Source organism: Psychrobacter sp. H8-1 (genome assembly GCF_904846575.1).
GTDB lineage: Bacteria > Pseudomonadota > Gammaproteobacteria > Pseudomonadales > Moraxellaceae > Psychrobacter > Psychrobacter fulvigenes.
In genome coordinates this window covers 856,516-881,405 of the sequence record NZ_CAJHBG010000001.1, presented here as the reverse complement: position 1 = coordinate 881,405, position 24,890 = coordinate 856,516, and the positions used below count along the sequence as shown (strand labels likewise).

General features: G+C 43.3%; 20 protein-coding genes and 1 other RNA gene. 15 read left to right on the top strand and 6 right to left on the bottom strand.

Annotated features, from left to right (window positions below):
• The first annotated feature begins 96 nt into the window (after nucleotides 1-96).
• From JMY01_RS03755 to ssrA, 5 genes are all read left to right on the top strand, one after another.
• Complete coding sequence (locus tag JMY01_RS03755) at nucleotides 97-1,074, top strand: RDD family protein (RefSeq protein WP_227677649.1); 978 nt, start codon at nucleotides 97-99, stop codon at nucleotides 1,072-1,074.
• Nucleotides 1,075-1,366: 292 nt separating this feature from the next.
• Nucleotides 1,367-1,771, top strand: a complete 405-nt coding sequence (gene rpsF / locus JMY01_RS03750) for a 30S ribosomal protein S6 (RefSeq protein WP_201574283.1) — start codon at nucleotides 1,367-1,369, stop codon at nucleotides 1,769-1,771.
• 16 nt (nucleotides 1,772-1,787) lie between these two features.
• Nucleotides 1,788-2,015: a 30S ribosomal protein S18 gene (gene rpsR, locus JMY01_RS03745; RefSeq protein WP_201553980.1), complete on the top strand. Its 228-nt coding sequence runs from the start codon at nucleotides 1,788-1,790 to the stop codon at nucleotides 2,013-2,015.
• Nucleotides 2,016-2,040: 25 nt separating this feature from the next.
• Nucleotides 2,041-2,553: a 50S ribosomal protein L9 gene (rplI, locus tag JMY01_RS03740; RefSeq protein WP_201574282.1), complete on the top strand. Its 513-nt coding sequence runs from the start codon at nucleotides 2,041-2,043 to the stop codon at nucleotides 2,551-2,553.
• Between the two features lie 189 nt (nucleotides 2,554-2,742).
• Nucleotides 2,743-3,101: a transfer-messenger RNA gene (ssrA, locus tag JMY01_RS03735) on the top strand.
• Between the two features lie 122 nt (nucleotides 3,102-3,223).
• Here ssrA and JMY01_RS03730 read toward each other — a convergent pair.
• From JMY01_RS03730 to JMY01_RS03720, 3 genes are all read right to left on the bottom strand, one after another.
• Complete coding sequence (locus tag JMY01_RS03730; RefSeq protein WP_201574281.1) at nucleotides 3,224-4,588, bottom strand: hypothetical protein; 1,365 nt, start codon at nucleotides 4,586-4,588, stop codon at nucleotides 3,224-3,226.
• A 349-nt stretch (nucleotides 4,589-4,937) separates the two neighbouring features.
• Complete coding sequence (locus JMY01_RS03725) at nucleotides 4,938-5,189, bottom strand: hypothetical protein (protein WP_201574280.1); 252 nt, start codon at nucleotides 5,187-5,189, stop codon at nucleotides 4,938-4,940.
• Between the two features lie 475 nt (nucleotides 5,190-5,664).
• The gene (locus tag JMY01_RS03720) at nucleotides 5,665-6,336 is read right to left on the bottom strand and encodes an alpha/beta hydrolase (RefSeq protein ID WP_201574279.1); all 672 of its coding nucleotides are present in this window, start codon (nucleotides 6,334-6,336) and stop codon (nucleotides 5,665-5,667) included.
• Between the two features lie 449 nt (nucleotides 6,337-6,785).
• Here JMY01_RS03720 and JMY01_RS03715 point away from each other — a divergent pair, with 449 nt between their 5' ends.
• The 4 genes from JMY01_RS03715 (at nucleotide 6,786) to JMY01_RS03700 (ending at nucleotide 11,071) form a co-directional block, all read left to right on the top strand.
• The gene (locus tag JMY01_RS03715) at nucleotides 6,786-7,595 is read left to right on the top strand and encodes a response regulator (protein ID WP_201574278.1); all 810 of its coding nucleotides are present in this window, start codon (nucleotides 6,786-6,788) and stop codon (nucleotides 7,593-7,595) included.
• Nucleotides 7,596-7,649: 54 nt separating this feature from the next.
• Nucleotides 7,650-9,401 (top strand): two-component system sensor histidine kinase CreC, encoded by a 1,752-nt coding sequence (gene creC / locus JMY01_RS03710; RefSeq protein ID WP_201574277.1) that lies wholly within the window; start codon nucleotides 7,650-7,652, stop codon nucleotides 9,399-9,401.
• A gap of 105 nt (nucleotides 9,402-9,506) precedes the next feature.
• On the top strand, nucleotides 9,507-10,721 hold the full coding sequence (locus JMY01_RS03705) for an IS256 family transposase (protein ID WP_201574248.1): 1,215 nt from the start codon (nucleotides 9,507-9,509) through the stop codon (nucleotides 10,719-10,721).
• A 164-nt stretch (nucleotides 10,722-10,885) separates the two neighbouring features.
• Entirely contained in the window at nucleotides 10,886-11,071 is a 186-nt protein-coding gene (locus tag JMY01_RS03700) for a hypothetical protein (RefSeq protein ID WP_201574276.1), read from the top strand.
• 149 nt (nucleotides 11,072-11,220) lie between these two features.
• On the opposite strand, the gene aroC is transcribed toward JMY01_RS03700, so the two are convergent.
• Both aroC and prmB read right to left on the bottom strand, forming a co-directional pair.
• Nucleotides 11,221-12,324 (bottom strand): chorismate synthase, encoded by a 1,104-nt coding sequence (gene aroC, locus JMY01_RS03695; RefSeq protein WP_201574275.1) that lies wholly within the window; start codon nucleotides 12,322-12,324, stop codon nucleotides 11,221-11,223.
• Between the two features lie 65 nt (nucleotides 12,325-12,389).
• Nucleotides 12,390-13,559, bottom strand: a complete 1,170-nt coding sequence (gene prmB, locus JMY01_RS03690; RefSeq protein ID WP_201574274.1) for a 50S ribosomal protein L3 N(5)-glutamine methyltransferase — start codon at nucleotides 13,557-13,559, stop codon at nucleotides 12,390-12,392.
• 362 nt (nucleotides 13,560-13,921) lie between these two features.
• Here prmB and JMY01_RS03685 point away from each other — a divergent pair, with 362 nt between their 5' ends.
• On the top strand, nucleotides 13,922-15,337 hold the full coding sequence (locus JMY01_RS03685; RefSeq protein ID WP_201574273.1) for a L,D-transpeptidase family protein: 1,416 nt from the start codon (nucleotides 13,922-13,924) through the stop codon (nucleotides 15,335-15,337).
• Between the two features lie 200 nt (nucleotides 15,338-15,537).
• Nucleotides 15,538-16,329 (top strand): aspartate dehydrogenase, encoded by a 792-nt coding sequence (locus JMY01_RS03680; RefSeq protein WP_201574272.1) that lies wholly within the window; start codon nucleotides 15,538-15,540, stop codon nucleotides 16,327-16,329.
• Nucleotides 16,330-16,450: 121 nt separating this feature from the next.
• On the opposite strand, the gene JMY01_RS03675 is transcribed toward JMY01_RS03680, so the two are convergent.
• Nucleotides 16,451-16,669, bottom strand: coding sequence for a hypothetical protein (locus JMY01_RS03675; protein ID WP_201574271.1), 219 nt, complete (start codon nucleotides 16,667-16,669; stop codon nucleotides 16,451-16,453).
• 421 nt (nucleotides 16,670-17,090) lie between these two features.
• Here JMY01_RS03675 and JMY01_RS03670 point away from each other — a divergent pair, with 421 nt between their 5' ends.
• From JMY01_RS03670 to JMY01_RS03655, 4 genes are all read left to right on the top strand, one after another.
• Nucleotides 17,091-18,830 carry a TIGR00341 family protein gene (locus JMY01_RS03670; RefSeq protein WP_201574270.1) on the top strand — a complete coding sequence of 580 codons (1,740 nt, stop codon included), beginning with the start codon at nucleotides 17,091-17,093 and terminating at the stop codon, nucleotides 18,828-18,830.
• A gap of 414 nt (nucleotides 18,831-19,244) precedes the next feature.
• A complete protein-coding gene (locus tag JMY01_RS03665) occupies nucleotides 19,245-20,327 on the top strand; it encodes a hypothetical protein (RefSeq protein ID WP_201574269.1) in 1,083 nt (360 codons plus the stop codon).
• Between the two features lie 111 nt (nucleotides 20,328-20,438).
• Nucleotides 20,439-23,111, top strand: a complete 2,673-nt coding sequence (alaS, locus tag JMY01_RS03660) for an alanine--tRNA ligase (RefSeq protein WP_201574268.1) — start codon at nucleotides 20,439-20,441, stop codon at nucleotides 23,109-23,111.
• A gap of 399 nt (nucleotides 23,112-23,510) precedes the next feature.
• Nucleotides 23,511-24,797, top strand: coding sequence for an aspartate kinase (locus JMY01_RS03655; RefSeq protein ID WP_201574267.1), 1,287 nt, complete (start codon nucleotides 23,511-23,513; stop codon nucleotides 24,795-24,797).
• Nucleotides 24,798-24,890: the final 93 nt, after the last annotated feature.

Here is a 24,890-nt window from a genome sequence, read left to right as displayed (position 1 = left end):
GCATACTTTTTAGAACACCACCAAAAATGTTAAATAGACCCTAATATTATAGAGTATAGATAACGATTTAAGATATGACTAACTATGCAGGCAATTATGCAGATTTTTCTTGCTCGAAATAACGTACAAGCTGGCCCCTACACCTTGGATCAGCTTAATATTATGCTGACATCTGGTGAAGTAGTACTAGATGATTTAGTGTGGCATGAAGGCCTAGATCAGTGGCAGCGTCTTGGTGATGTGACAGGTAATCAGTTTACCTATCGCCCAACGGTTGCTACGCCTAGTGACTCTATCATCAATAATGTGACTGTGTTCCCTGAGGACTCAAACAAAAGCGCTTCAGCAGGTGACAAAAAAGTTTCTATTGATAGGCTCTATGGCAAGCCTGAACGCCCAAAAACCGATGCAAAAAATGCCAAAGCTGATATGACAACCAACCGTCATCACACTCCGCATAATAATGTATCACTCAATAAGCCAAGCACAAGTAAACTTGCTTCAAGCACAGATAAAGTGATTGGTAATGTGGTACTTGCCCCTATTATGTCGCGAGTATTAGCAACCGCCATCAATGCTCTGCTTTATTTATTAGCGATTTTTCCGCTGGTATTGGCATTGACAAAGATGGATATCGATTACACTAAGTTTCAAGACATCCAGAATATGGACGCCGCTTATCAGTATTCAATGACGCTCATGGAAAGCCTACCCAGCTCTACCTTGATGATGTCGCAAGTGATGGTATTTGGTCTATTTGCTTTACAATTGGTGTTTATTACCCTACGCGGGCAGTCACTGGGCAAACTCATTACAGGTATTCGAGTGGTCGATCAAACCACGCACCGTCTACCTTCTTTTACCAAGCTTATCGGTATGCGCACCCTCCTGCTATTTATTATCTATAACTTGCTGTTCTCATTTACCAGCTTTTTAGGCTTTGTAGTCATTGCAGTACATTATTATATGGCATCAAAAAGCCCTGAAAACATCGGCTGGCATGATAAGTTAGCCAAAACTTTGGTGGTAAAAGCGGATAGCAGTCAGTTGATAAAACAGCCAAAAATAAAGTAGCTTATTGATGGTTTACAACCTTATTTAAAACGAGAATAATCAAAAAAGCAGCGCTCAGTCGTTGCTTTTTTATTGCTAACAACTACTACATACTATTTTATCCTTTTATTTATTCTTGATTAGGTTTTATTATCCTTTGTGTTAGCACAGGGTTACTGTTATAATACGGCGCTTTATATCCTAAGCTTATCTTCAACTTTTCATTAATGATTTGTTTGAGATGCAGCTTACCTTATAAACCTCCTTGCTATTAACATAGGGTTAATAGCTACTAATCCGTAAGGAGTCCAATATGCGACATTACGAAGTGGTGTTAATTGTACACCCAGACCAGAGCGACCAAGTGGTCGGCATGGTTGAACGCTATATCAAGTTGGTTCAAGACAACAACGGCGCCATCCATCGTCTAGAAGATTGGGGTCGTCGTCAACTGGCTTACCCAATCAACAAGATTCACAAAGCTCATTACGTTCTTTTCAATATCGAAACTGACGGTGAGACTTTGGCTGAGCTTGAAGAGTTATTCCGTTATAACGACGCGATCATTCGTAGCCTAGTTATGCGCCGTGACGAAGCAGTCACTGAAGAGTCGCAGTTAGCTAAAAATGCCGATGAAAAACGTGCACGTAAAGCTACTACTCGTCGTCCAGACAGTCGTGAAAGCGATAGTGACGACAACGACAACAGTGAAGACTAATTAAAGGAGAATACTCATGGCACGTTTTTATCGCCGTCGCAAATTCTGCCGTTTCACTGCTGAAGGCATCACTCACATCGACTATAAAGATGTTGAATTGCTAAAACAGTACATTAGTGAAAATGGCAAAATCGTACCTAGCCGCATTACTGGTACATCTACTAAATATCAGCGCCAATTAGCAACTGCTATCAAGCAAGCTCGCTTTCTTGCGCTACTTCCGTATACTGACAACCATCAGTAATTCGACGGTTAACTAGGAGTGACTCATGCAAATTATTTTGTTACAGCGTATCGTCAACCTTGGTAAACTCGGTGAAACTGTCGATGTGAAACCAGGTTACGGACGTAACTTTCTTATCCCGCAAGGCAAAGCGTTGCCTGCTACTAAAGCTAATATCGAAAAGTTCGAAGCACGTCGTGCTGAGCTTGAAGCCGAAGAAGCCAAAGAAATCGCTACCGCTCAAGAACGTGCTGATGCTTTAACTGATGTTAATGTCATCATGCGCGCCAAATCAGGTGACGAAGGCAAGCTATTCGGTTCTATCGGTACTCGTGATATCGCTGAAGCACTAACCAACTCAGGCCTAGAAGTTGACCGTTCAGAAGTTAAGCTTCCTGAAGGTACTCTACGTCAAATTGGTGAGTATAACGTTGATATCCAGCTACATCATGATGTTACTGCCAGCATCCTAGTCACCATCCTCTCTGAAGATGGCGATGACGAAGATCTAGTAGAAGATGAAGCAGAAGACGAGAACGAAGATTATTCTGAAGAGTAATCTTTAGAACGTTCGACTTTAGTTTAAAAAGAGAGTCAACATTATGCTGGCTCTCTTTTTTCATTGAAAATATGAAGCGTCTGACTCAATCTATATGCTTGTTATGCTCAACATGTTATGAAGTGTAACGGTTCGACTGTCTTAGCTTGCTAATACTCGCACTTATACTATATAATGTTTTGCTCTATTGGGGATGTTCTGGCTTCGACGCTGGTGATGAAACTCAATGATGCATGTCGAGAGTGTATGTCCTCTCGTAAATCAAACATATATTGTTATAGTCGCAAACGACGAAACTTACGCTCTAGCAGCTTAAACCCTGCTTACTGCGCTGCCGATTACCTATAGTTGGTCAGCCCAGTTGAAGCGTACGCATATAGGTTCGCCACAAGGGATTGTCTCAATCTCTTGGGTTCAAAAGTAGAGAATCGTCCAATCCATCCTGCCTGTCGGATCGGTGCGGACTAAAACCAAAGACAGAATCTAAACATGTAGATTCATGAGCGTAATGCTGGCGGACGCGGGTTCAACTCCCGCCATCTCCACCAAACACTAAAAAACCGATCACTTAAAGTGGTCGGTTTTTTTATGATTGAAGTTTAGCATGGTTAGTAAAAGTAATATAACAGTGCTTATTACGTTAGGTTCAACATTTTCTGTTGCTAATCTTTTATTTATATACAGCCCTGTGTGTAAGATCACTTCCATTAGATAGAAGCTTATAACCGCTTACAGCAACATCCTTCTTTTTTGGTGGTACAAAGAAAGTGTGACCTTCAGTTTCAATATCTTTAATAGTTACATTGCCTAGCCTTTTGCTTGAGAAGCTACCGTTCAAGACGCTATTGATTCCAAAATTAGACCCTTTATGTAAATGAGTAACCTTATCAACAACTAGCTTCAAATCACTATCTTTGTTCCAACCTAGTGCCATTGACTGATATGTTGGTGTTTTATAATAAAGCTCATCTATTAGAACCTCACCCTTGCCTTTAGCCCCGCCATGGAAAAAGCCGACACCTGTATTACTAATATTACTCAATGTAGTTATACCTTTGATATGCAATGATATTTCCACATTATCAGGGAATGCATATACATACAGGCCTCCGTAAGAATCTTCACAGGTAGGACTGTCTATAACTGAATTTACAATTCTTGCAGATGGCTTTCCTTTTGCATTTTCTGGCTCTATGTCAATGCAAGCTTTGGGCCAAGCCCCTTCAATACCATCACTATCACCCACTTTCTGAATTCTAGGCTCAACAATATGAACATTTTCGCCTGATGTAAAAGAGATTCCATTACGTCTAGCACCGTTCACAAGCGGCTGCAATATAGTGATATTGGTTGGTACATTATTACTCTCTGTTCCCCATGCTTTGCCTACATAGATACCATCTCCCCAAACATTTTCTATAACTGGTTTTTCAATATAACCGTTTGAGCTTTCATAAATGGTTAAACCATACCCCCACTCTCCTTTTTTCGCTCTACTTGAGAGTCTATCCCCAATAAGATGAGGGTTATAAACTTTATAGTTATCCACACCTCTAGCTATTAATATACTATAAAGGCCTTTATTTTCAGATATTAACTTCAATTTAGCTTGTGGATTAAATCTTAAATCACTATTATCTTTTATGATTAATCCTACGTTTTCTGTACCATTTAGGCTTCTATTTGCTTTTATATGATAGACGCCATCTATAACAAATGGCTTGCCCTTACTGGTAGCATAATCATATCCTGCCTGCAATTTTAGAACTTGATCTTGTTTAATGTCAGGCGTAGCAAACCAAGAAGCTAAGTACCCTTCTTGGTTTTGCGTGATAAACTTATTCTCAATATCTTGCATAGAGTTATTACTTCGAGCGTAAGCATTAGTCTGAAGCATATCAGAATCAGTTAAATTCTTACTCATAGGTTCTGAAACAATATTAGGTGAGTTCCTATCACCAAATAAAGTCACCCCACCCAACAAGACAATACCACTTAATAAAGCTGCACTACCTAACCATGTCCAACCATTCATAAAACCACCTGTTCATTTATATTAGTGAGAGTCGATTCCGATTCTTACTTATTAATCTTAACCAACTTTATTCATATTATTTATTGACTTATGTTCATTATATTCTATAACAAGAATATACTATTAAATTAAAAATTGTAAGTCATTGGTTTCGATACTCATACTTATTATAAAGTAGTGTTATATATTGCTGTGCCTGACTCTACTCTTATCCTCTCCACCAAATACTAAAAAACCGATCACTTGAGGTAATCGGTTTTTCTATGCTTAAAATTTGACTTTTAAGATTAGATGCTCAGGCTGCTCTGATCTAAACTTTTCATTTAAAGCTGTATCGAGAGCATGCTTATTACATGGCAGGGTTATCCAAAGCCCATCGATATAGCTTTCTAAGCCCATAGCTTGCTGGATCCACAAGCTCAAGCATATCCGCGCAGGCTTCGGAACAAAACAATCGGCGCTCAGGATTATAGAACCCTGGAATCACCGTCCTAATCAGAGCGAGATAGTCGTATTTAAAATTCTGGCGTTTATTAAACCAACGTATGGCATAGTCAATATCGCACATAACTGGTACCAGTACCCAGTGACTAGGTTTCATATCAATTATCTTACGCCGTAATCCGCCATCACGATGACTTGAGCTAATACAGTCATAGCACCCCTCACCTAAGCTATCAATCACCAGCTCGCAATGACTATATGGAGAACCATCAATCAGTAAAGGCTGTAAAATAACGAGCGTTATGATCAGCGATATAAAAAGCCAAGTAGGTCATTTTCATCGTAAGCCTCCAGATGTTTTATCTTTATTGGTCTCAGACTATAAATTTGAACAATATTGTTGAAAAAGTACGCTATATCATATTATTTATACTACACCATTATTGCAGGTGCGGTGGTAAAAATGAACAAGGCAAAATGCGCTATGGCCATCATAAAAGTAAAGTCATTTAAAGTAGGTTGCTGAAACAATATTAGATAGACTTGCTATTTATTGTCCATATAAAAAACTCCATCATTGCTAATGGAGTTTCACTAGAGCCTTATTTAAAACTTGGAGCTGTCCTAGATAACTAATCCAATACCTTATTCAGCCATTTGCCAATGTTTTGAATTTGTGGCATACAGACCTGATGCGCCATTGGATAAGTGTTGTATTCCACCTCATAGCCTTTGTCTGTTAATAGTTGCTGCGCTTGCTGACCTAGAACCACTGGAACGACTGGGTCGTGAGTACCATGCTCAATAAGAATCGGTAGATCTTTATTGATGTCACTATAGCTCAAGCTGTCATTGGTAGCCAAATAGGTGGATAACGTCATCAGACCAGCCAAACGCTGTGGATAGCCAAGCGCAACATGATAAGCCACCGCCCCACCCTGCGAGAATCCTGCAATCACGATATTTTTGGGCTCAACGCCGCGCTCAATCTCACGCTGAATCAGATCGCGTATCTGCTGCGCTGAGCGCTCAATTTGAGCGATGTCGACTTTGCGCTCAAGGCTCATCTCTAAGATGTCGTACCATGCTGGCATGACCATACCGCCATTGATAGTAACGGGGATATTAGGCGCATGTGGAAAGACAAAGCGTACCGCCATATCATTAGCCAAACCTAGTTGCGGTACGACTGGCTCAAAGTCATGGCCACTGGCACCCAAACCATGCAGCCAAATCACCGCTCTATCTATTTGCTTTTGCGATGGATTATGTTCAACAATGACCGCATCTAAATAATTACTCATATTTTTTATATTCCTTTTGTAGAAAGTTAGACGTCTAACAAACTTATATTCCAAATAACAGACGTATTTACAATGTCTTTAGTTTTTTCTTCTGATCATAACGCTCGTTATTTTACAGCCTTTACGCAAAACTGCTAATCAAACAACTCATTAACCAATCAACCCTATTTTCCATCAATTTTTCACATGTTTTGAAGACTGACAGCAAAACCTGAAACTGCTTTTATGCTACGATAATTTAATGTCGTCATGTAAAAACCTCTAGGGCATGTTGTCAATTAGATTATGAGAGTAAAAATATAAATGCTTTAATTGATTACACGCCCTAGCTACTGTATGACGCCCTATTATTATTTTTCAATATCTGTTTTACACAGATATATTTTACACAGACATAACTGGCCACAATTTTGCTATACCCTTTTTTCTTATACAATGATGTAAAGCCTATGACCCATATTTTACTGGTAGAAGATGATCCTGCTATTGCCATGTTGCTCAAAGTTACTTGCAAGCGTGAAGGCTGGAAAATCACGTGGCTAGATAACGCCAGTAGTGTACTGCCGATGCTGCATAGTGATGAGGCGCAAGACCTATCGGCTATTATTCTGGATGTTGGCTTGCCAGATGGTGATGGTTTGAGCTTATGTCAACAGATACGCCATACGTCTGCTCTTAACGCTCTAAAAGACATTCCAATCGTATTCTTGACCGCCCGTAGTGATGAAGTCGATCGCATCTTGGGTTTGGAGATGGGCGGTGATGACTATTGTGCCAAGCCTTTTAGTCCACGCGAATTGGTCGCCCGCCTCAAAGCCATTTGGCGACGTGAGCAATTATTGTCTCAGCAGTCTGCAACTCAGAAAACAGCAACAGATAATACAGATGGCAATGCTTCCTCTAGCCTATTATCTAACTCAGCTTCTGCTAATAATATGTCAGGACAAGCATTAACGTTTGAGTGCCAGTCTGGTGTCTGGCATTACCAACCGCTCAATTACTCTTTAATGTGGCAAGAGCAAAAACTTGAGCTGAGCAATACAGAACGCAAAATCTTATTGACCTTATTACAAGCACCCAATCAAGTCTTTAGCCGTGAGCAGCTGTTAAATGCGGTGAGCGACTATCCAGATCATCGCTTGGCGCGGACGATAGATAGCCATATCAAATCGATTCGCAAGCAACTGGCGACCGTTGACGCTAGCATTGATGTCATTCATACACACCGCGGGCTTGGTTATGCATTATGCCCTGCTTAACTATATTCCACTTAGTACTGGCATTTTACAACTTTAAATAGCACCTTCAAGTATATGAATTCTAAAGCTAAAGAAAACGTTAATAGCCATGCCAATAAAAGCGCCCATACTGATCACAGCAATTGGTATGCAAAACTGCATCCGATTGGCACAGCACAGCAAACCTCTGAGCCTAAACGATTACTAAATTTAAGCATTTTTTTTAGGATTTGGTTAGCCGTCGCTTTGGTAATTATTATTTGCGGTGTACTTGTATTTACTCAGCTGTTCGGTTACGTCAAGCCCACCGCGCAGCAAGTCATTGAAGACACCTTGCTTGATACCAGTCAAATACTAGCAGCCAGCCTGCAAGTACCATTACAGTCAGGCGAGCTATTTGAAGACGACTTTCAACAGCAGCTCGACAGCGCCTTTATCGGTACGCCCACCATAACCAAATCATCTGATAATATCACCAGCTCAAGATCCATCGATAGCATCAAAGAGCCCATTCATCTGAAAAAGACCCGCAGCAGCTTTCGCATCTATGTGACAGACAGTAATGGCAAGGTTATTTACGACTCATTGCTAACGCCTAACAATGCTGAAGGTGAAGATTATAGCCGCTGGAATGACGTTTATCTAACCCTTCGTGGTCAATATGGGGCTAGAAGTACTGCCGATGCAAACAGCAAACGCAATGGCTCAATCATGTATGTGGCACAGCCTATCAAAAATGAGGTAGGCAATCTTATCGGGGTGGTGAGTGTCGGTAAGCCTGTCGATAGCGTGTTGCCTTATCTGGACAATACGCGCAATCGCATGCTTATCACGGCGTTGCTCATTAGTATCGTCGCCCTTATCTTAGCAGGACTGGTCGCATGGTGGCTGAAGCAGAGCATCACCCTAGTTACCCAATATACAAGTGCGCTGGCTGAGGACACCAAAAAGCCTTATTTTTACTTAGGCCATGAGCTCAACAGCTTGACAGATACGATTGAGACCATGAAACATCGCTTAGAAAATCGAGCGTACGTCACGGACTATGTCCATACCCTAACCCATGAGCTCAAAAGCCCTTTGACGGCCATTCGTGCCAGCAGTGAGCTATTAGAAGATGACGGACTGGATTATGAAGATCGGCAAATGCTCATCCAAGCCATTGGTGAACAAAGCATCAAAATGCAGCAACTGATTGATCGGCTGCTATTACTTGCCAAAATTGAGCAACCGAGCTTTAAGCTGAATCGACAGCTAACACCTTTATTGCCGTTACTTCAAAGCTTAACAAAAGACAATGCTGCGAAGCTGAAACAGCAACAGCTCTCGCCTATTGAAATCTATATTAATGACAAACGTTTTACGGAAACAACTGCTTTATCACCAAATATATTAGCAAATACCAGTGTTTTCGCTGATCAGTTTTGGTTGGTACAAGTGCTACAAAACGTGTTAGATAATGCCATTCATTTTGCCGACAGCACTGTCAACATTCATGTGCATAACATAGCGCAGACGGTAACCATTGATATCTTCAATGATGGCAAATTATTACCTGATTATGCGGTTGATAAAGCTTTTGACCGTTATTTTAGCCTATCGCATCAAACTCAAAAAGAGCATACCTCTATGTCTAGTGGTGCTCTAAAAAAAGGCACTGGACTTGGTCTAACCTTAGTTAAACAAGTGATTGAACATCACGGAGGTCATGTGACTATTCGTAATGTTAATGTTAGCAGTAATAATACTAATAATGGTGTTGATACTAACATAAGTCAGCGTTCTGGCGTGATGGTAAGCATTACCCTACCCTTGGCTAAAGATTAAAAAGGTTGCGCAAAATAAATAATTGCTCTTTTCAATAAGTCTTTTTCAAGAGCCTTTCCTAAAAACTGTGTAACTGCTTATAATCCCCTAACAGGAGAATAAGCAATGACTACTCAATCTGACATTAAAAAACTGGCCGAGCAAATGGCTGGTAGCATGAACAGCTTTGATGACATCAAAGACTTCCAAAAGCAGCTCATGCAATCCTTTATCGACACTGCCCTTGAAGCTGAGATGGAAGACCATCTCGGCTATCCCAAGCATGAAAAGGCGGATAAACCTAATAAGCGTAACGGGCACACTAAAAAGACCGTCCGCAGTGACACAGGCGAGCTTGAAATCTCTACCCCAAGAGACCGTGATAGCAGCTTTGAGCCTGTACTCGTTAGTAAGCATCAAACCCGTATTAGTGGCCTTGATGACAAGATCATCTTCCTTTACGCCAAGGGTCAAACCACCACTGAGATCGTAGAGAGCATTAAAGAGCTCTACGATGTCGATATCTCCAGTAGCTTAGTTTCAAGAGTCACCGATAATATCTTAGACGACATCACCGCTTGGCAGAACCGGCCACTGAGCAGTGTTTATCCTATCGTCTATTTAGACTGCATCGTCGTCAAAGTACGTCAAGACAAGCAGATCATCAACAAAGCCATTTACTTAGCCCTAGGTGTTGCTCTTAACGGTAAAAAAGAGCTGCTTGGCATGTGGCTCTCAGAGAATGAAGGCGCTAAGTTCTGGCTGGGCGTACTCACTGAGCTACAAAACCGCGGGGTACAAGATATCCTCATTGCCTGTGTCGACGGCTTAAAGGGCTTCCCTGATGCCATTAACACCGTCTATCCAAAGGCACAGGTTCAGCTGTGTATCGTACACATGGTGCGTTACTCAATGAAGTTCGTACCGTGGACGGATAAAAAGGCCGTAGCGGCTGATTTAAAAGCCATCTACGGTGCGGATACGCTTGAGATAGCAGAGGCCAATCTTGAGCACTTTGATGAGACTTGGGGTAAGGATTACCCGCACGTGGTTAAGTCTTGGCGCAATAACTGGGAGGGCCTAACGGTGTTCTTTGGCTACCCTAAAGACATCAGAAAAGTGATTTATACCACCAATGCGATAGAGTCGCTAAACAGTGTGATTCGGACGGCAGTGAATAAGCGTAAGGTGTTCCCATCTGATCAGGCAGCATTCAAAGTGGTGTACTTAGCCACCCAGCAGGCGTCTAAAAAGTGGTCGATGCCAATCCGTAACTGGACGTCTGCTCTGAATCGTTTTATGATTATGTTTGATGACCGTATCAGTAAGCATTTAATCTAAATGGCAGTTACACAGAATCTGGGATGGTCTCTTTTTCAATTATTAAAAGCCAAATTATTGATGACAGTTCATTAACTTTCCATCATTCCTACATATATTTTCTATCTTCTTGTTTTACGATAGCGTTATTCAAATTCGTAAATAAAACTTAAGAGAGAAATTCTATGCAACATATTGTTATTAAAAGCTTGCTAGGCCAGAACCGCCATCATTGCGCACAGACTTTATCAAACCAAGGCATCGACAGTATTGAATTTGGCCATTGGTTGGCCATTCCCAGTCAACGGTTATTATTGGTTTTTCGTCATCAGCAGTGTGTGGCTATTGATGATTATCAATTGGCAGCTTAAGACTGCTATTAATTTGCCAACTAGAACTCAACCATTAACTGGGTAATTACCCTTTTAAACATTCATAAAAAAGCCCTATATAGTTTCTAATCATATTTCATTAGAAACGATATAGGGCTAATCGCTTTACAATATACTTTGAGGCGACTCTAAGTAATCGATTCTACCGGTTGCTTAACATCCCCGTTTTGACCACGATGACGCAGATAATGATCGAGCAATACAATCGCTAGCATGGCTTCTGCAATGGGCGTTGCACGTACCCCAACACAAGGATCATGACGACCCTTGGTAAGCATATCGACCGCCTCGCCTTGAGTATTGATACTCTTGCCAGGGGTAGTAATACTAGACGTTGGCTTAAGCGCGATACTGACACTGATATCTTGTCCTGACGAGATGCCGCCCAAGATACCGCCAGCATGATTGGCAGTGAAGCCATCTGGCGTCAGCTCATCACGAGAGCTATGACCAAACTGCCCAGCCACCGCCATACCATCACCAATTTCTACGCCTTTGACCGCATTGATGCTCATCATCGCATGAGCAATATCAGCGTCTAAGCGATCGAATACTGGTTCACCAAGTCCGACCGGTACGCTACTGGCGATAACTTCTAGCTTCGCACCACAGCTAGTCCCTTCTCGGCGTAAATTATCTATCAGCGTCTCAAAGCGACCGACCGCCTCTTTATCAGCAGTGAAGAACGGATTACTATTCACAAAATCCCAGTCAATTTGGCTAGGGTCTATGACGTTACTATATTCATTACCAATTTGGGTGACATGACCACGGATTTGTACACCCAAGCGATCTTGCAGATACTTCTTAGCGATAGCACCCGCTGCGACTCGCATCGCCGTCTCACGTGCAGATGAGCGCCCGCCGCCGCGATAGTCACGAAAACCATACTTCATACTATAAGTATAGTCAGCATGACCTGGGCGAAAAGTGTCTTTAATCTCGCTATAGTCTTTTGATTTTTGATTGGTATTACGAATCAGCAGACCAATAGACGTACCAGTAGTTTTGCCTTCAAACACGCCAGAGATAATCTCGACTTCGTCAGACTCGCGGCGCTGAGTTGAGTACTTAGAGGTACCCGGTTTACGACGGTCCAAATCTACCTGCAAGTCGTCTGCGGATAATGCTAAACCTGGTGGTACGCCATCGACGATTGCCATGAGACCTGCACCGTGCGATTCACCGCAAGTGGTGACAGTGAAAACCTGCCCAATACTATTGCCTGCCATATCTATCCTTAAACCAATAAATTCTATTCAGAAGCACTTCATTGAGATCTTGAGTAACCACTATACTACTGAGCATTATCCAGTAGCTGTACATAGTGCGCAAACAGCTCACGATATTCCATCAGCTCATCATAAGTAATGGCAAACACACCATGACCGCCAAGCGCGAATTTTAGCCAATCAAACTGGATGTCTGGATACGCTTGACTGAGCGCCCACTCACTATCTCCCACTTCACACACCAGCAAACCCTCGGGGCTAAGATAGTCTGGCGCCTCAAATAAAATACGATGCACCAAATCCAGCCCATCTTGACCTGCGGCTAGTGCGTGCTCAGGCTCATACAAAAACTCAGGTGGCAAGTCTGCCATGATAGCCGCATCGACATACGGCGGATTGGTTACGATGAGCTCGTACTGATTTTCGGCAGGAATTTTCGCGAATAAGTCAGATTCAATCACATTGACTTGATGACCAAGATCATGATGATCGACGTTAACCATAGCCACTTCAAGCGCGCCTTTATCAATATCGACAGCATCCACTAGCGCATCCACAAAACGTGTGGCAAGCGCGATCGCAATACAACCAGAGCCGGTACATAAATCTAAAATGCGCTCTGGCTGTGACAATTGTTTCACCTCAAGCCCGTGCTCATAAAACTTAGCAGGTTGCTCATTGGCGGTCATACCAAGAGGCTTGGCAAGCTCATTGATATCAAAGTACGGATAAAACTGTTGGCGAATCAACTCGGCTACTGGCGAGCGTGGAATTAAAACGCGCTCATCCACATAAAAAGGCAAATCACAGAAATAAGCCAAATTAATGAGATAGCTGAGCGGCTTGCGCTCGGCGATACGCTCTTCTAACAAGCTTAATACTGCTTGTTTCTCTGAAGCCGTCAAGCGGCAGTCAAGTATCTGCTCGTTCGCTGCCCAGTCCAAAGACAAAGAATGCAAGACAATCGCAGCTGCTTCAGCAAACTCATCATTGGTCCCTTGCGCGACGACGACGTCGTAATTGCGTAGCTGTGTCACTGCAAAACGAATAAAGTCACGAATGCTAAATAGCTGTTCACGTGCTTCTTCAAGCTCGCTATGCAGGTTTGCATAGTCGCTGTGATCAGTAGCAAACTCTGTCTCGCTTCCTGAATCATCTTCCAAGTCTAGAGTTTCTTGATCATTGAGATATTGGTTTTGAAACTCTTCTGCACTCATAGTCTGGTGTTCTGGCATATCGCACCTTGCTAGTTACATGTTGGTTACATGCTGGTTGGTTAAATAAAATATTGTTCTCGCATTATAGACGCAAAGCCGATACAGCGCCAACGACTATAAGTATTAGTTCAAAAGAATGTACTGACAAACCTTTAAGATGCCTCTGGCCTGCCTTTTCAACATCTTGCTAAAAACCTGCTATAACAAGCATTTACGCAATTTGACAGTCAAACTATTGATTGAACATTGCCTGATTGTAGTCAATACGTCAGCATTTGACGCTTAGCATTTCATCAATGCAAAAAGATGTGTCAAAAGTTTGCGTAGCGTCTGAATTATGAGCATAATAGCCTCACTGTAACAACTAACTGTGATCAAACATGATGAAAATAAAGCCACTTATTACCGCTATGTCTATCGCTGTTATCAGCGCCAGTATTGGCATTAGCGCATTTGCTGCAACGACCGACAGCTCTCGCACCCTACCAGTACGTACTGCTGACTCACTGCCTAGTATCGCCAAAAAAGTTAGCCTTGATGTGCAAGAAAACCGTAGCAGCTCAACAACTGGCAGCTCAACTATTGACAGTAGCAAGGTAGCACCTAAGTCTACTGACCGCATGAGCCAGCTGATTGACTCAAAGAAAAAAGCCAGTCAAGTAGAAGCGCCAGTAGTAGCAGCTGACAATATGAGTGCACAAGAGCTGACTCGCAAAGACGAGCAATCTGATAGCACTGACGACATTACTGAAGGTCAAGCTTTTGCCGCCCCTAGTGATGCCACTTCTATCGACTCAACTGATCCGTTGTCTTTTGAGCTGCCTGCCGATCAGCAACTACAAGGCGCCAGCGATGACACTGCCATCAAAAGTATCGAAGACAAAGATGGCAAAAGATATACCACGCTGAACCTATCCAACTATGCCAAACAAGTAAACGGCGCCATTTGGTCGCCGAATATGAAAGTCAACTCAGCGATGACGATTAAGATGCAGGCTTTGCTTGATTGGAACCATGCGTCTCCTGGTCCAATTGATGGCGGTTGGGGCATGAATAGCAGAAAAGCCTTAACCAATTTCCAAACTATGAAAGGCTTGCCAGCAACGGGTAAGATGGATCAAAAAACATGGGATGCCTTGATTAAAAACATTCCTGCCAACAAACCTGTGCTCGTGACATATACGCTCACTGAAGATGATATCAATACCAAGTTTGCGACCACTCCTGCTGGCTCAGAAGCCAAGTCAAAGATGAAAGGCTTGTATTACCAAGACATCAAAGAGATGCTTGCCGAGCGCTTTCATATGGATATACGCTACTTAGATAAGCTCAACAAAAACAAAAACTATCAAGCAGGCGAAACCATCACTGTGGTCAACAACCGCGCACCGCTTAACAAGCGAATCAACCGTGTGGTGGCAAACAAAGCAGACAAAACTCTGTATGCTTATAATGGCAATCAATTGGTCGCCACCTATCCGACCACTGTCGGTAGTGATGCCACTCCTTCACCTCAAGGCACGTTTAAAATCATCAATAGAGTGAAGATGCCTTGGTATAAAGCGACTGTCGGTGACGGCGCTCAAAAAAAGGTGCATATGCTACCACCAGGCCCGAATAACCCAGTAGGCGTGGTGTGGATGGGACTATCTAAACCTTCTTATGGTATTCATGGCTCGCCAAAGCCTGAAGGCATCAGCCGTCAAGCATCAGCAGGCTGTGTACGCTTGACCAACTGGGACGTGTTAGAAGTCTATGCCAATATCGAAAATGGCGCGACAGTCGAGCTCAAATAATCAGTATGCAACGACAGCTTAGAAGTTAGATATAATAAAAAGACCTTTTCGTAAGGTCTTTTTGTTTTTTGACTGTTAGTTTAGTTATAAAGTATGGTCAATTCAATGTAAAAGAGGTAACAGAATGCAGATGGCTATATGGCACCTTCAGCGAGACACTGTCACTCTTTTATAGTAGATTGAATAACTAGGAGTTAATTATGGAAACAGTGATGTTTATAGGTTACGGATCGATGGCAAGAAAGGTGCACGAGATGCTACCTAAAAATGTCATATTGTCGACTGTATTGGCCAGCGCTAGAAGCGCAAGCAGACTAAAAGCGGAGATAGGCGATGCTGTCAATGTGATTACCTCGGTAGATGATTTGGTAGAGGTGCCTGATATCGCTATTGAAATGGCAGGACAAGAGGGAGTTAAAGAACACGGTCTAAAAATTTTAGAAAAAGGCATACCACTTGGGATTGTCTCAGTAGGTGCTTTTACCGATGAAAAATTAGCGATAGCGCTACATGATGCCGCTAAGGCGCACGGGGTAAAAATTCATATCTTAGCAGGAGCAGTGGCAGGTATTGATGGCATCAATGCTGCAAGCTTAGCGGGACTCGATAAAGTGATATATCAAGGCAGAAAAAGCCCGTCTGGTTGGCAAGGCAGTCATGCTGACGAGCTTATTGATTACGACGCTTTAGACAAAGCAACGGTGTTTTTTACAGGCAGTGCCAGAGACGCTGCGACTTTATTCCCTGAAAACTCAAATGTAGCAGCAACCATCGCTCTTGCAGGGGTTGGACTTGATGATACCCAAGTGGAATTGGTTGTCGATCCAGCGCTTGAACACAACATCCATCGTATAATGGCTGAAGGGACGTTTGGTAAGCTTGAAGTCAGCATCACAGGCCTACCCTTAGCTGAAAATCCCAGGACTTCGAGTTTAGCAGCATTTAGCGCTTTACGTCTGTGCCACCAGCTTGACCAAGCTCTACAAATATGAGGTCAAATTAGGACTCGTCTTCAATTGGTATAAAAAAACAGCCTCTAATGGGCTGTTTTAAAATTTGTTAGTCGCTATTCTTTTGTGAGTTGTAACTCTACAGTATGAAAGTGCTCATTAACTAGGCTCGATGTCCGTTTTTACCTTCTTCGCCTGTGATGCTTCCGATTTTTTTAGTAAAGAATAAGCCAGCTGGAATAGAAACCAATAGGCCAACAGCCACAGCGATTTGAATATGAGGAATCTCATTAAACCCTGTCACTAGAGCGGCAATCATGAGCACGCCGACGATAACGGTTGCTGCCATAGAGTAGATCATTGAAAATAACGGCCAGTTCATGGTTTATTCCTTATATTTTTTGTGGGTATACCTATATTTATACACTAACTCCTTACAAAAAGTAAGCCTTAACCGTAGACTGGTAAGCCAACAATAGTAGGAGACTTACAGATAAACCCATGCTATAATTAGGGAGTTATCTATCGGCTATTTTATGCTCGTTTACAGAATATCTTATCTAAAGCCATTGAGTATTTATAACAGTCAGCACCCCTCTCCCTACATAAATCATTTTCTAGTATTGTTTCCTAATATCATTCCCTAGTACTGTTCAGTTATCTGCGATCTTGATTGCGCACGTTAATACCTTTTTCTATATCGCTCTTCTTTTTTAATATTTTTGAGTCATAAAATCTGCTAGGCTTTTACTGATTTACCATTACAATGGTGGTTCTTACTCATCTGCTAAAGCTCTGTCGCCATGACTTCATCTAATAACCACTCACCTGACTCTTTATCTAAACAACATCCACTAGATAATGCAGACCATACTAATAATAATGAAGCGACTACCGAGCCTGATACCCAAACAGCGCAAGAGCCTTTAACTGATCCTATCAATAATTTGACTGCGAAAAGTGCTGAGAAAAATAAAGATAGTGAGGAAGAGACAGATGAAGAAAGTACAGTGAAAGAAGATCAAAAAGCAGAAACTGAGTGCGCACAGCATCCTGAATCTGAAGTCACCATCACCTCGCCTAGCCCTGATGTGGTTATTGCTACCGTAGAAACCCCAGATGTTGAAGACTTGGTTCATGAGAACATAAAAGCAGAGCAACAAAACCACAGCGCATCAACCTCCTCCGAAGTAACAGCGACCCAACAAAACAACTCTAAGGATAATCAAGCAACCCATACAGAGAACGATAGCGTCAATAAAGGACAGAGTGACAACAACACAGACAGTCTTGATAAAACAAATAGTGTCGGTGATGAAGTCAATCAAAGTGAGTCAAACCAACATAGCTTTAATGAAAAAGAGCACGCGAAGAAACAAAGCCTCACTTCTGAAGATGGCGAAAATGAAGAATATCTGGATGATGAAGAAAAACAAGAGGCTGTCGAAAAACAGAAAGAAGCCAAACTCGAATCTTATAAGCAGTTCGTCGCTGAACAGTTTAGTCATCAAAAAGTAGATTATCCTGAGGTACGGGTCAAAATCGAGGCCAATGCCTTACCGAGCAAAATGTACTTTGTGATGAATATCCTCTCTGCCATTATTGCCAGTTATGGATTGGTGACCAATTCTGCAGCAGTAGTGATTGGCGCGATGCTCGTCGCCATGATGCTAGGCCCTATTACTGGCATAGCTTTGGCGATTATTGATCACCGTGCGCCTCTACTACGCAAATCGCTATTCACCGTGATAGCTGGCGTATCTTTGGTAGTCTTGGTTGGATTTTTGGTAGGTTGGCTGCATAAGGAACAACCGCTAACCGCAGAGATCCTATCACGTACTCAGCCGACGTCGATGGATTTGATGATTGCACTCGCAGGCGGCACGGCGGGTGCATACGCTATGGTCTCTCCGCATTTATCAGTCGCTGTGGTCTGCGTGGCAGTTGCGACGGCGTTGGTACCGCCATTAGCGGCCAGTGGTATTTTATTTGCCAATGGTGAGACCCAGCTCGGGCTTGGGGCATTGCTACTCGCTATCACCAACATCATCGCGATTCAATTTACCAATGCCTTAGTACTATGGGTTTTAGGCTTTCGGCGCTTAGTCGATGACGATTATAAGTCGAGCAATTATTTGACCTTTTTGCGCCGTAATGCTGTCACTTTACTGCTACTGGTTGGGCTAGGTATCTATTTATCATACAACCTGAATAAAAATGCCAATCAACAAACTTTTGAGAATAGTATCAAAACAGCGATTAACAACTACTTTATCGATAAAGGCAATGTGCTGACCAATACTCAGTTTGATAATACCTCTGAGCACTTAACCATTCGCGCCGTCATTCAGGGTGAGACGACGCCAAGCTCCTATGATGTGCGCCAAATTGAGGCCATTATCTCTAAAGATATGGCGGATAGCTTTGCTACCGACACGCCTATTAAACTGCAATTACGCTATTTTCCTGTACAAGTGATTGAGGCCGATCCATTGACTGCTGATAAGCTTGATAAAACCGATGCCGCAATTTTGACTAATTAGCTCTTAAACTAATAGACCCTAGTCTACCTTCTCAACAACCTGCAAAAACTCAGGCTTTTTATGTATAAAGCCTTGCCGCCATGATCTGACCCCCTGACGCCCAACCCTCTTGCAATGAAGTACTGGATATCCATTCGTGATGTGGTCATGGCAACGCTCGAGACCTCTTATATTTAGTAGTTTATCCCAATATGTAAATCAGACTTGAATTCAAGGCCCTGCCAAGTACAATGTGCTTCGAGCTAAACAGGCTCTCAGCCCTCATCGCAAGTCATGGGCTGATAAGCAATTCGGCGGCAGAGGTACTATCGCCTACTCAGCCGATGTTTATATATTCTATATTTTGCGCTACTGCAATAACTCAGGCACGTTAGCCTAACGAACCTACAGCTTCAGGGATAGGAGTACATAATAGTGAACAAACAATCTTGGCAAATAGCAGCGGCCTATATGTCGGTAGTGGTTGGCGGAGGTTTTGCCTCTGGTCAGGAAGTGCTTCAGTTTTTTACTGGTTACGGTATGGCGGGTGTTATTGGTACGCTGGTCAGTGCGGCACTTTTTGCTTTTTTGGGAATGCAAATTGCACGCATGAGCTCAAGCATGCAGGCCAATTCACACAAAAAAGTACTGTATACCCTATTTGGCACACGTGCTGGATTTGTTATGGACGTGGTTTTGTCATTCTTTTTGTTTGGCGTTGGCGTGGTTATGCTCGCTGGTAGTGGCTCAATTTTTGCTCAGCAGTACGCTTGGCCACCGCTGGTTGGCGGTGTTTTTATGACGATACTAGTGATTGCCACACTTTGTTTAAACGTAAGGGGCATTATCAGACTAATCAGTATCATCATGCCTATACTGCTATTATTAATATTGGCCATCACCACTTACTCAATTTTTACCAGCAACGTCGCCAATGACACGCTAAATGAGGTAGCAAAGGAAATACCCACTATCAGCTCGGACTGGCCAGTATCGAGCTGGTTTTTTGGTGCGGTGCTTTATGCTTCATTTAACATTGCAGTTGGCTTTCCTATGTTGGCCGTGATTGGGGGTATGACGCGCTCACAAAAAACAGCGGCGAGCGGCGGCGCGATGGGCGGTCTTGGCTTGGGTTTATTAATCTTCTTACTCAACATTGGCCTTTTTGCCAACATCGATACCCTCATAGGCGTTGAAATGCCTACTTTAGGATTGGCCTCAAATATTTCACCAGTGTTAGCGGTGATCATGTCAGTGACGCTCATTTGTATGATATACAGCACTGCAGTAGGCATGTTTTTTGCCTTTAGCACACGCTTTGCTACGCCAGGAACGAAGGGTTTTAAATGGCTTAGCGCCTTTTTTGCTGTCGTTGGGCTTGGCTTAAGTCAGCTTGGTTTCAGTAAGCTCATTGGTACAGTGTATCCAATGCTAGGCATCGTTGGTCTAATCATGATTGTAGCGATTATTTTGGCATGGGTTCGAAGCCGCAACCAGCCAGCACAAATACCAAGCTAAAACTGACCATACTTAGTATCCTATATCAACACCCTTGGCGTTTGTGCTAAAATCGCTTGCAAAATTACTTTACTTATTCTACTTAATATTATCCGTCAGTAAGGAGCCGCTGTGAGCCAGCCATTTCGCTCAGCCGATATTCGTCAAGCCTTTATAGATTATTTTATAAGCAAGCAGCACACCGCAGTCCCCTCATCGAGCCTGATTCCACATAACGACCCGACATTGCTATTTACCAATGCGGGGATGAATCAGTTTAAAGAGACGTTTTTGGGAATGGAGCCTCGTGACTATACGCGCGCGGTGACCTCGCAAAAATGCGTCCGTGCAGGTGGCAAACACAATGACTTAGATAATGTTGGCTATACTGCCCGTCATCATACTTTCTTTGAGATGCTTGGCAACTTCTCCTTTGGCGATTACTTCAAGCAAGCTGGTATCGCTTATATTTGGGAGTTTTTGACTTCTGATGAATGGTTGGCAATCGACAAAGACCGTTTATATGTCACCATTTACGAAACCGATGACGAAGCCTTTGATATTTGGCATACAGATATCGGCGTGCCTGCAGAGCGCATCATTCGTATTGGTGACAATAAAGGCGCGCCTTACGCTTCTGATAACTTTTGGACGATGGGCGATACGGGTCCTTGTGGCCCTTGTACCGAAGTCTTCTATGATCATGGTCCTGACATCGAAGGTGGCCTCCCAGGCACACCTGAAGAAGACGGCGACCGCTTTATCGAGATTTGGAACTGTGTATTTATGCAGTTCAATCGCCAAAAAGACGGCACTATGTTGCCTTTACCTGCGCCAAGTGTCGATACGGGCATGGGGCTTGAGCGCATCAGTGCCATCATGCAAGGTGTCCACAGCAACTATCAAATCGACTTGTTTGTCAGCTTGATGGATGCGGCAGCAGATATCTTAGGCATCGCTAATGAGCAGCAAGCCTCTCTGAACGTCATTGCTGATCACATTCGTGCAGTCGCGTTTTTGATTGCTGATGGTGTGCTACCAAGTAATGAAGGTCGCGGCTATGTCCTGCGCCGCATTATTCGCCGCGCGGTACGTCATGGCAATAAGCTTGGTGCAGAAAGCGAGTTTTTCTATCAAATGGTTGCGCCACTTGTCGCTGAAATGGGTGACGCGTATCCAGAGCTAAAAGACAAACAAAGCCAAATTGAAAATGCGATTCAAAAAGAAGAAGCGCAGTTTGCCAAAACATTGGCGCAAGGCCTACGTCTACTTGCCAGCGAGCTTGAAGGCTTGCAAGATGGTGACGTCCTCTCTGGTGCGGCAGCATTTAAGCTTTATGATACTTACGGCTTCCCGCTGGATTTGACCGCTGATATCACTCGTGAGCGCGGCATTACTATTGATGAAGACGAGTTTGACGAGCACATGCAGGCACAGCGCGAGCGTGCACGTGATGCCGGCAAGTTTGATGTCGATTATAGTAGCGTCATTCAAGTCGATAGCCCGACTGAATTCATTGGTTATGAGCAATTAACAGAAGACAATGTCACTCTGCTCGCTCTTTATCAAAACGGCGAATCTACTGAAGCCTTGAATGAAGGCATGGAAGGCGTCGTCGTTCTTGATCGCACGCCATTTTATGCTGAAGGCGGTGGTCAAGTCGGTGAGCTTGGTGAAATCCGTACCGCTACGGGCGTCTTTGAAGTACAAGACACCAAAAAATCTGGCCAAGCCATCATTCATCATGGTGTCGTTACCATGGGTGAGATTAGCGCTAAGCAAAGCGCTGAAGCGCAAGTACTCTCGGATATTCGTATCGCTAGCGCTAAAAACCACTCTGCGACTCATTTATTACATGCTGCTCTACGCCAAGTGCTCGGTGGCGAAGTCACGCAAAAAGGCTCATTGGTCTCAAGTGAGGTATTGCGCTTTGACTTCTCCTACGATAAGCCAGTCAGCAGCGCTGAGCTGATGCAGATTGAGCGCTTGGTAAACGAGCAAATTCAAGCCAACGCGCCAGCTTGCATCGAGCACATGTCTATTGATGAAGCCATGGATAAAGGTGCCATTGCGCTATTTGGTGAAAAATACGGTAATGATGTACGGGTACTGACCATGGGTACAGACAAAGTGGTTGATGGTCAGCGCCAACCCTTCTCTATCGAGCTATGTGGTGGTCTGCATGTAGAGCGTACTGGCGATATTGGTATCCTTAAAATCACCAGTGAGTCAGGTATCGCCGCTGGCGTGCGTCGTATTGAAGCCGTCACTGGCATGAACGCTGTCAAATATCTACAGCAAGGTGATCAACAGTTAAGCGAGTTGGCAGGTCGACTAAAAGTCAAACGTCCTGAGATTGCCCAGCGTGTTCAGACCATGGCAGACAAGCAACGTGAGCTTGAAAAGCAGCTAGAACGTTTAGAGCAAAAGATGGCCAGCGCGCAAGCAGCGAACCTACTTGATGATGTGCAAAATATTGCTGATGTACCTGTATTGATTAGCACCTTATCAGGCGTAGATGGCAAGTCGATTCGCACGCTGATGGATGATATCAAATCCAAGCTTCCTGATAGCGTCATTGTCTTGATCGGTGATAAAGACGGACAACTGGCATTGGCAGCCAGTGTGGCCAAGTCGGTCACCAATCGCATTAAAGCGGGTGATATCGTTCGTCACTTAGCAGGTGAGTTAGGTGGTAAAGGTGGCGGTAAGCCTGACTATGCACAAGGCGGTGCGCCCAAGCCCGATAATAGTGCTGCTATTATCAGCAGCTTACCCAATTGGCTTGAATCTCAGCTTGGCTAACCAGCACTTGTCTAAGCGCAGTCATGCTTTATTGAACAAGAAACATACGATTGGTTATATAGCTCATAACCAATCGCCATACATCAAAACGCAGCTATGACTTAATTTCAGCGCGTGATTATGGTATAAAGTACCACTGTCAGACAACAAGTCCGTCAATATATAGTCAATCCACTATAAAATGATGCAGTTTTTATAATTCGGCTTCAAGGGTGTTAATTTAATCAACAACGGTGCTTGGCCTCAGCCATCAGACCTACAATCTTTATCCAAAGGTATTTTATTAATAGAGACACTTTATTATCGGGTAAGTAAGGTTACTCAGCTTTAGGTATCGAAACGCCGTTCATTAGAGATTGATATTAACCAACAGCCATCGATGAATAATAGGTAAAACTTATGGCGTTAATAGTACAGAAATACGGCGGTACCTCAATGGGCAGTATTGACCGTATCAAAAACGTCGCGAAACGTGTCAAGCGTTGGCATGATAACGGCCATCAAGTCGTCGTCGTGGTCTCTGCCATGAGCGGCGAAACCAACCGTCTGATTGATCTAGCACGCCAAATTAGTAACGACCCTGATCCTCGTGAATATGATCAAATGGTCTCTACTGGCGAGCAAGTGTCTATTTCTCTACTGGCAATGGCAATTAAAGAGCTAGGCGTTGGTGCGCGCTCATTTACTGGCCGTCAAGTCGCGATTAAAACTGATAGCTCACACAATAAAGCCCGTATCGAAAGTATTGATGACGAAAATATTCGCGAGCAATTAGATGCTGGCAATGTCGTCATCGTTGCAGGCTTTCAGGGTATTGATGAGCACGGTAACGCCACCACATTGGGTCGCGGTGGATCTGATACCACAGGCGTGGCCATTGCAGCGGCGCTAGGTGCTGATGAATGTCAAATTTATACCGATGTCGACGGGGTCTATACCACCGACCCACGTGTCACCTCAAAAGCCAAAAAGCTTGAAAAAATAACCTTTGAAGAAATGCTGGAAATGGCCAGTCTTGGCTCTAAAATCTTACAAATTCGTTCAGTCGAGTTTGCTGGCAAGTACGGTGTACCATTACGCGTACTCTCTAGCTTTGATGAAAACACTGATGGCAGCTTCGACGAGGATTTTCAGAACAATGTCGGCACCCTAATTACGATAGACGAAGGAGACAGTATGGAACAGGCAATCATCTCAGGTATCGCCTTTAACCGCGACGAAGCAAAAATTGTAGTACGCGGTGTACCTGATCATCCCGGTATTGCCTCTGCAATCCTGACTCCGATTGGCCGCGCGAATATCGAAATCGACATGATCGTACAAAACTTATCGACTGGCGGTACGACTGACTTCACTTTTACTGTCAATCGTACAGACCTAGACAAAGCCATGAAAGTGCTGAATGACGAAGTCAAAGACGAGATTGGTGCCAAAGAAATATTGGGCAATAGCGAAGTCGTCAAAGTTTCTTTGGTCGGTGTTGGCATGCGCTCACATGCAGGTGTTGCAAGCCTGATGTTCCAAACTCTTGCTGAAAACAATATCAACATCCAAATGATCTCAACCAGTGAAATAAAAATCTCTGTTTTGATTCAAGATCAGCACCTAGAAAAAGCCGTTAAGTCCTTACATACGGCCTTTGGTCTGGATCGTGAAGAAGGTGATAGCAAGGTTTCAGGGCAATAAAGCGCTCTAACTAAGCAATCTGAGTCTTCAAGACTCTTGATATTAGCTGATAAAACAGGGTCATTTATGACTCTGTTTTTTTTCACTTTTATA

What these genes read in the sequence shown, in the direction of transcription:
- JMY01_RS03680 (WP_201574272.1), top strand. Translation starts at nt 15,538, where the DNA reads ATGGAAACAGTGATGTTTATAGGTTACGGATCGATGGCAAGAAAGGTG.
- creC (WP_201574277.1), top strand. Translation starts at nt 7,650, where the DNA reads ATGAATTCTAAAGCTAAAGAAAACGTTAATAGCCATGCCAATAAAAGC.
- rpsF (WP_201574283.1), top strand. Translation starts at nt 1,367, where the DNA reads ATGCGACATTACGAAGTGGTGTTAATTGTACACCCAGACCAGAGCGAC.
- JMY01_RS03655 (WP_201574267.1), top strand. Translation starts at nt 23,511, where the DNA reads ATGGCGTTAATAGTACAGAAATACGGCGGTACCTCAATGGGCAGTATT.
- JMY01_RS03700 (WP_201574276.1), top strand. Translation starts at nt 10,886, where the DNA reads ATGCAACATATTGTTATTAAAAGCTTGCTAGGCCAGAACCGCCATCAT.
- JMY01_RS03670 (WP_201574270.1), top strand. Translation starts at nt 17,091, where the DNA reads ATGACTTCATCTAATAACCACTCACCTGACTCTTTATCTAAACAACAT.
- rplI (WP_201574282.1), top strand. Translation starts at nt 2,041, where the DNA reads ATGCAAATTATTTTGTTACAGCGTATCGTCAACCTTGGTAAACTCGGT.
- aroC (WP_201574275.1), bottom strand. Translation starts at nt 12,324, where the DNA reads ATGGCAGGCAATAGTATTGGGCAGGTTTTCACTGTCACCACTTGCGGT.
- JMY01_RS03755 (WP_227677649.1), top strand. Translation starts at nt 97, where the DNA reads ATGCAGATTTTTCTTGCTCGAAATAACGTACAAGCTGGCCCCTACACC.
- JMY01_RS03685 (WP_201574273.1), top strand. Translation starts at nt 13,922, where the DNA reads ATGATGAAAATAAAGCCACTTATTACCGCTATGTCTATCGCTGTTATC.
- JMY01_RS03705 (WP_201574248.1), top strand. Translation starts at nt 9,507, where the DNA reads ATGACTACTCAATCTGACATTAAAAAACTGGCCGAGCAAATGGCTGGT.
- JMY01_RS03725 (WP_201574280.1), bottom strand. Translation starts at nt 5,189, where the DNA reads ATGAAACCTAGTCACTGGGTACTGGTACCAGTTATGTGCGATATTGAC.
- JMY01_RS03730 (WP_201574281.1), bottom strand. Translation starts at nt 4,588, where the DNA reads ATGAATGGTTGGACATGGTTAGGTAGTGCAGCTTTATTAAGTGGTATT.
- rpsR (WP_201553980.1), top strand. Translation starts at nt 1,788, where the DNA reads ATGGCACGTTTTTATCGCCGTCGCAAATTCTGCCGTTTCACTGCTGAA.
- prmB (WP_201574274.1), bottom strand. Translation starts at nt 13,559, where the DNA reads ATGCCAGAACACCAGACTATGAGTGCAGAAGAGTTTCAAAACCAATAT.
- JMY01_RS03715 (WP_201574278.1), top strand. Translation starts at nt 6,786, where the DNA reads ATGACCCATATTTTACTGGTAGAAGATGATCCTGCTATTGCCATGTTG.
- JMY01_RS03720 (WP_201574279.1), bottom strand. Translation starts at nt 6,336, where the DNA reads ATGAGTAATTATTTAGATGCGGTCATTGTTGAACATAATCCATCGCAA.
- JMY01_RS03675 (WP_201574271.1), bottom strand. Translation starts at nt 16,669, where the DNA reads ATGAACTGGCCGTTATTTTCAATGATCTACTCTATGGCAGCAACCGTT.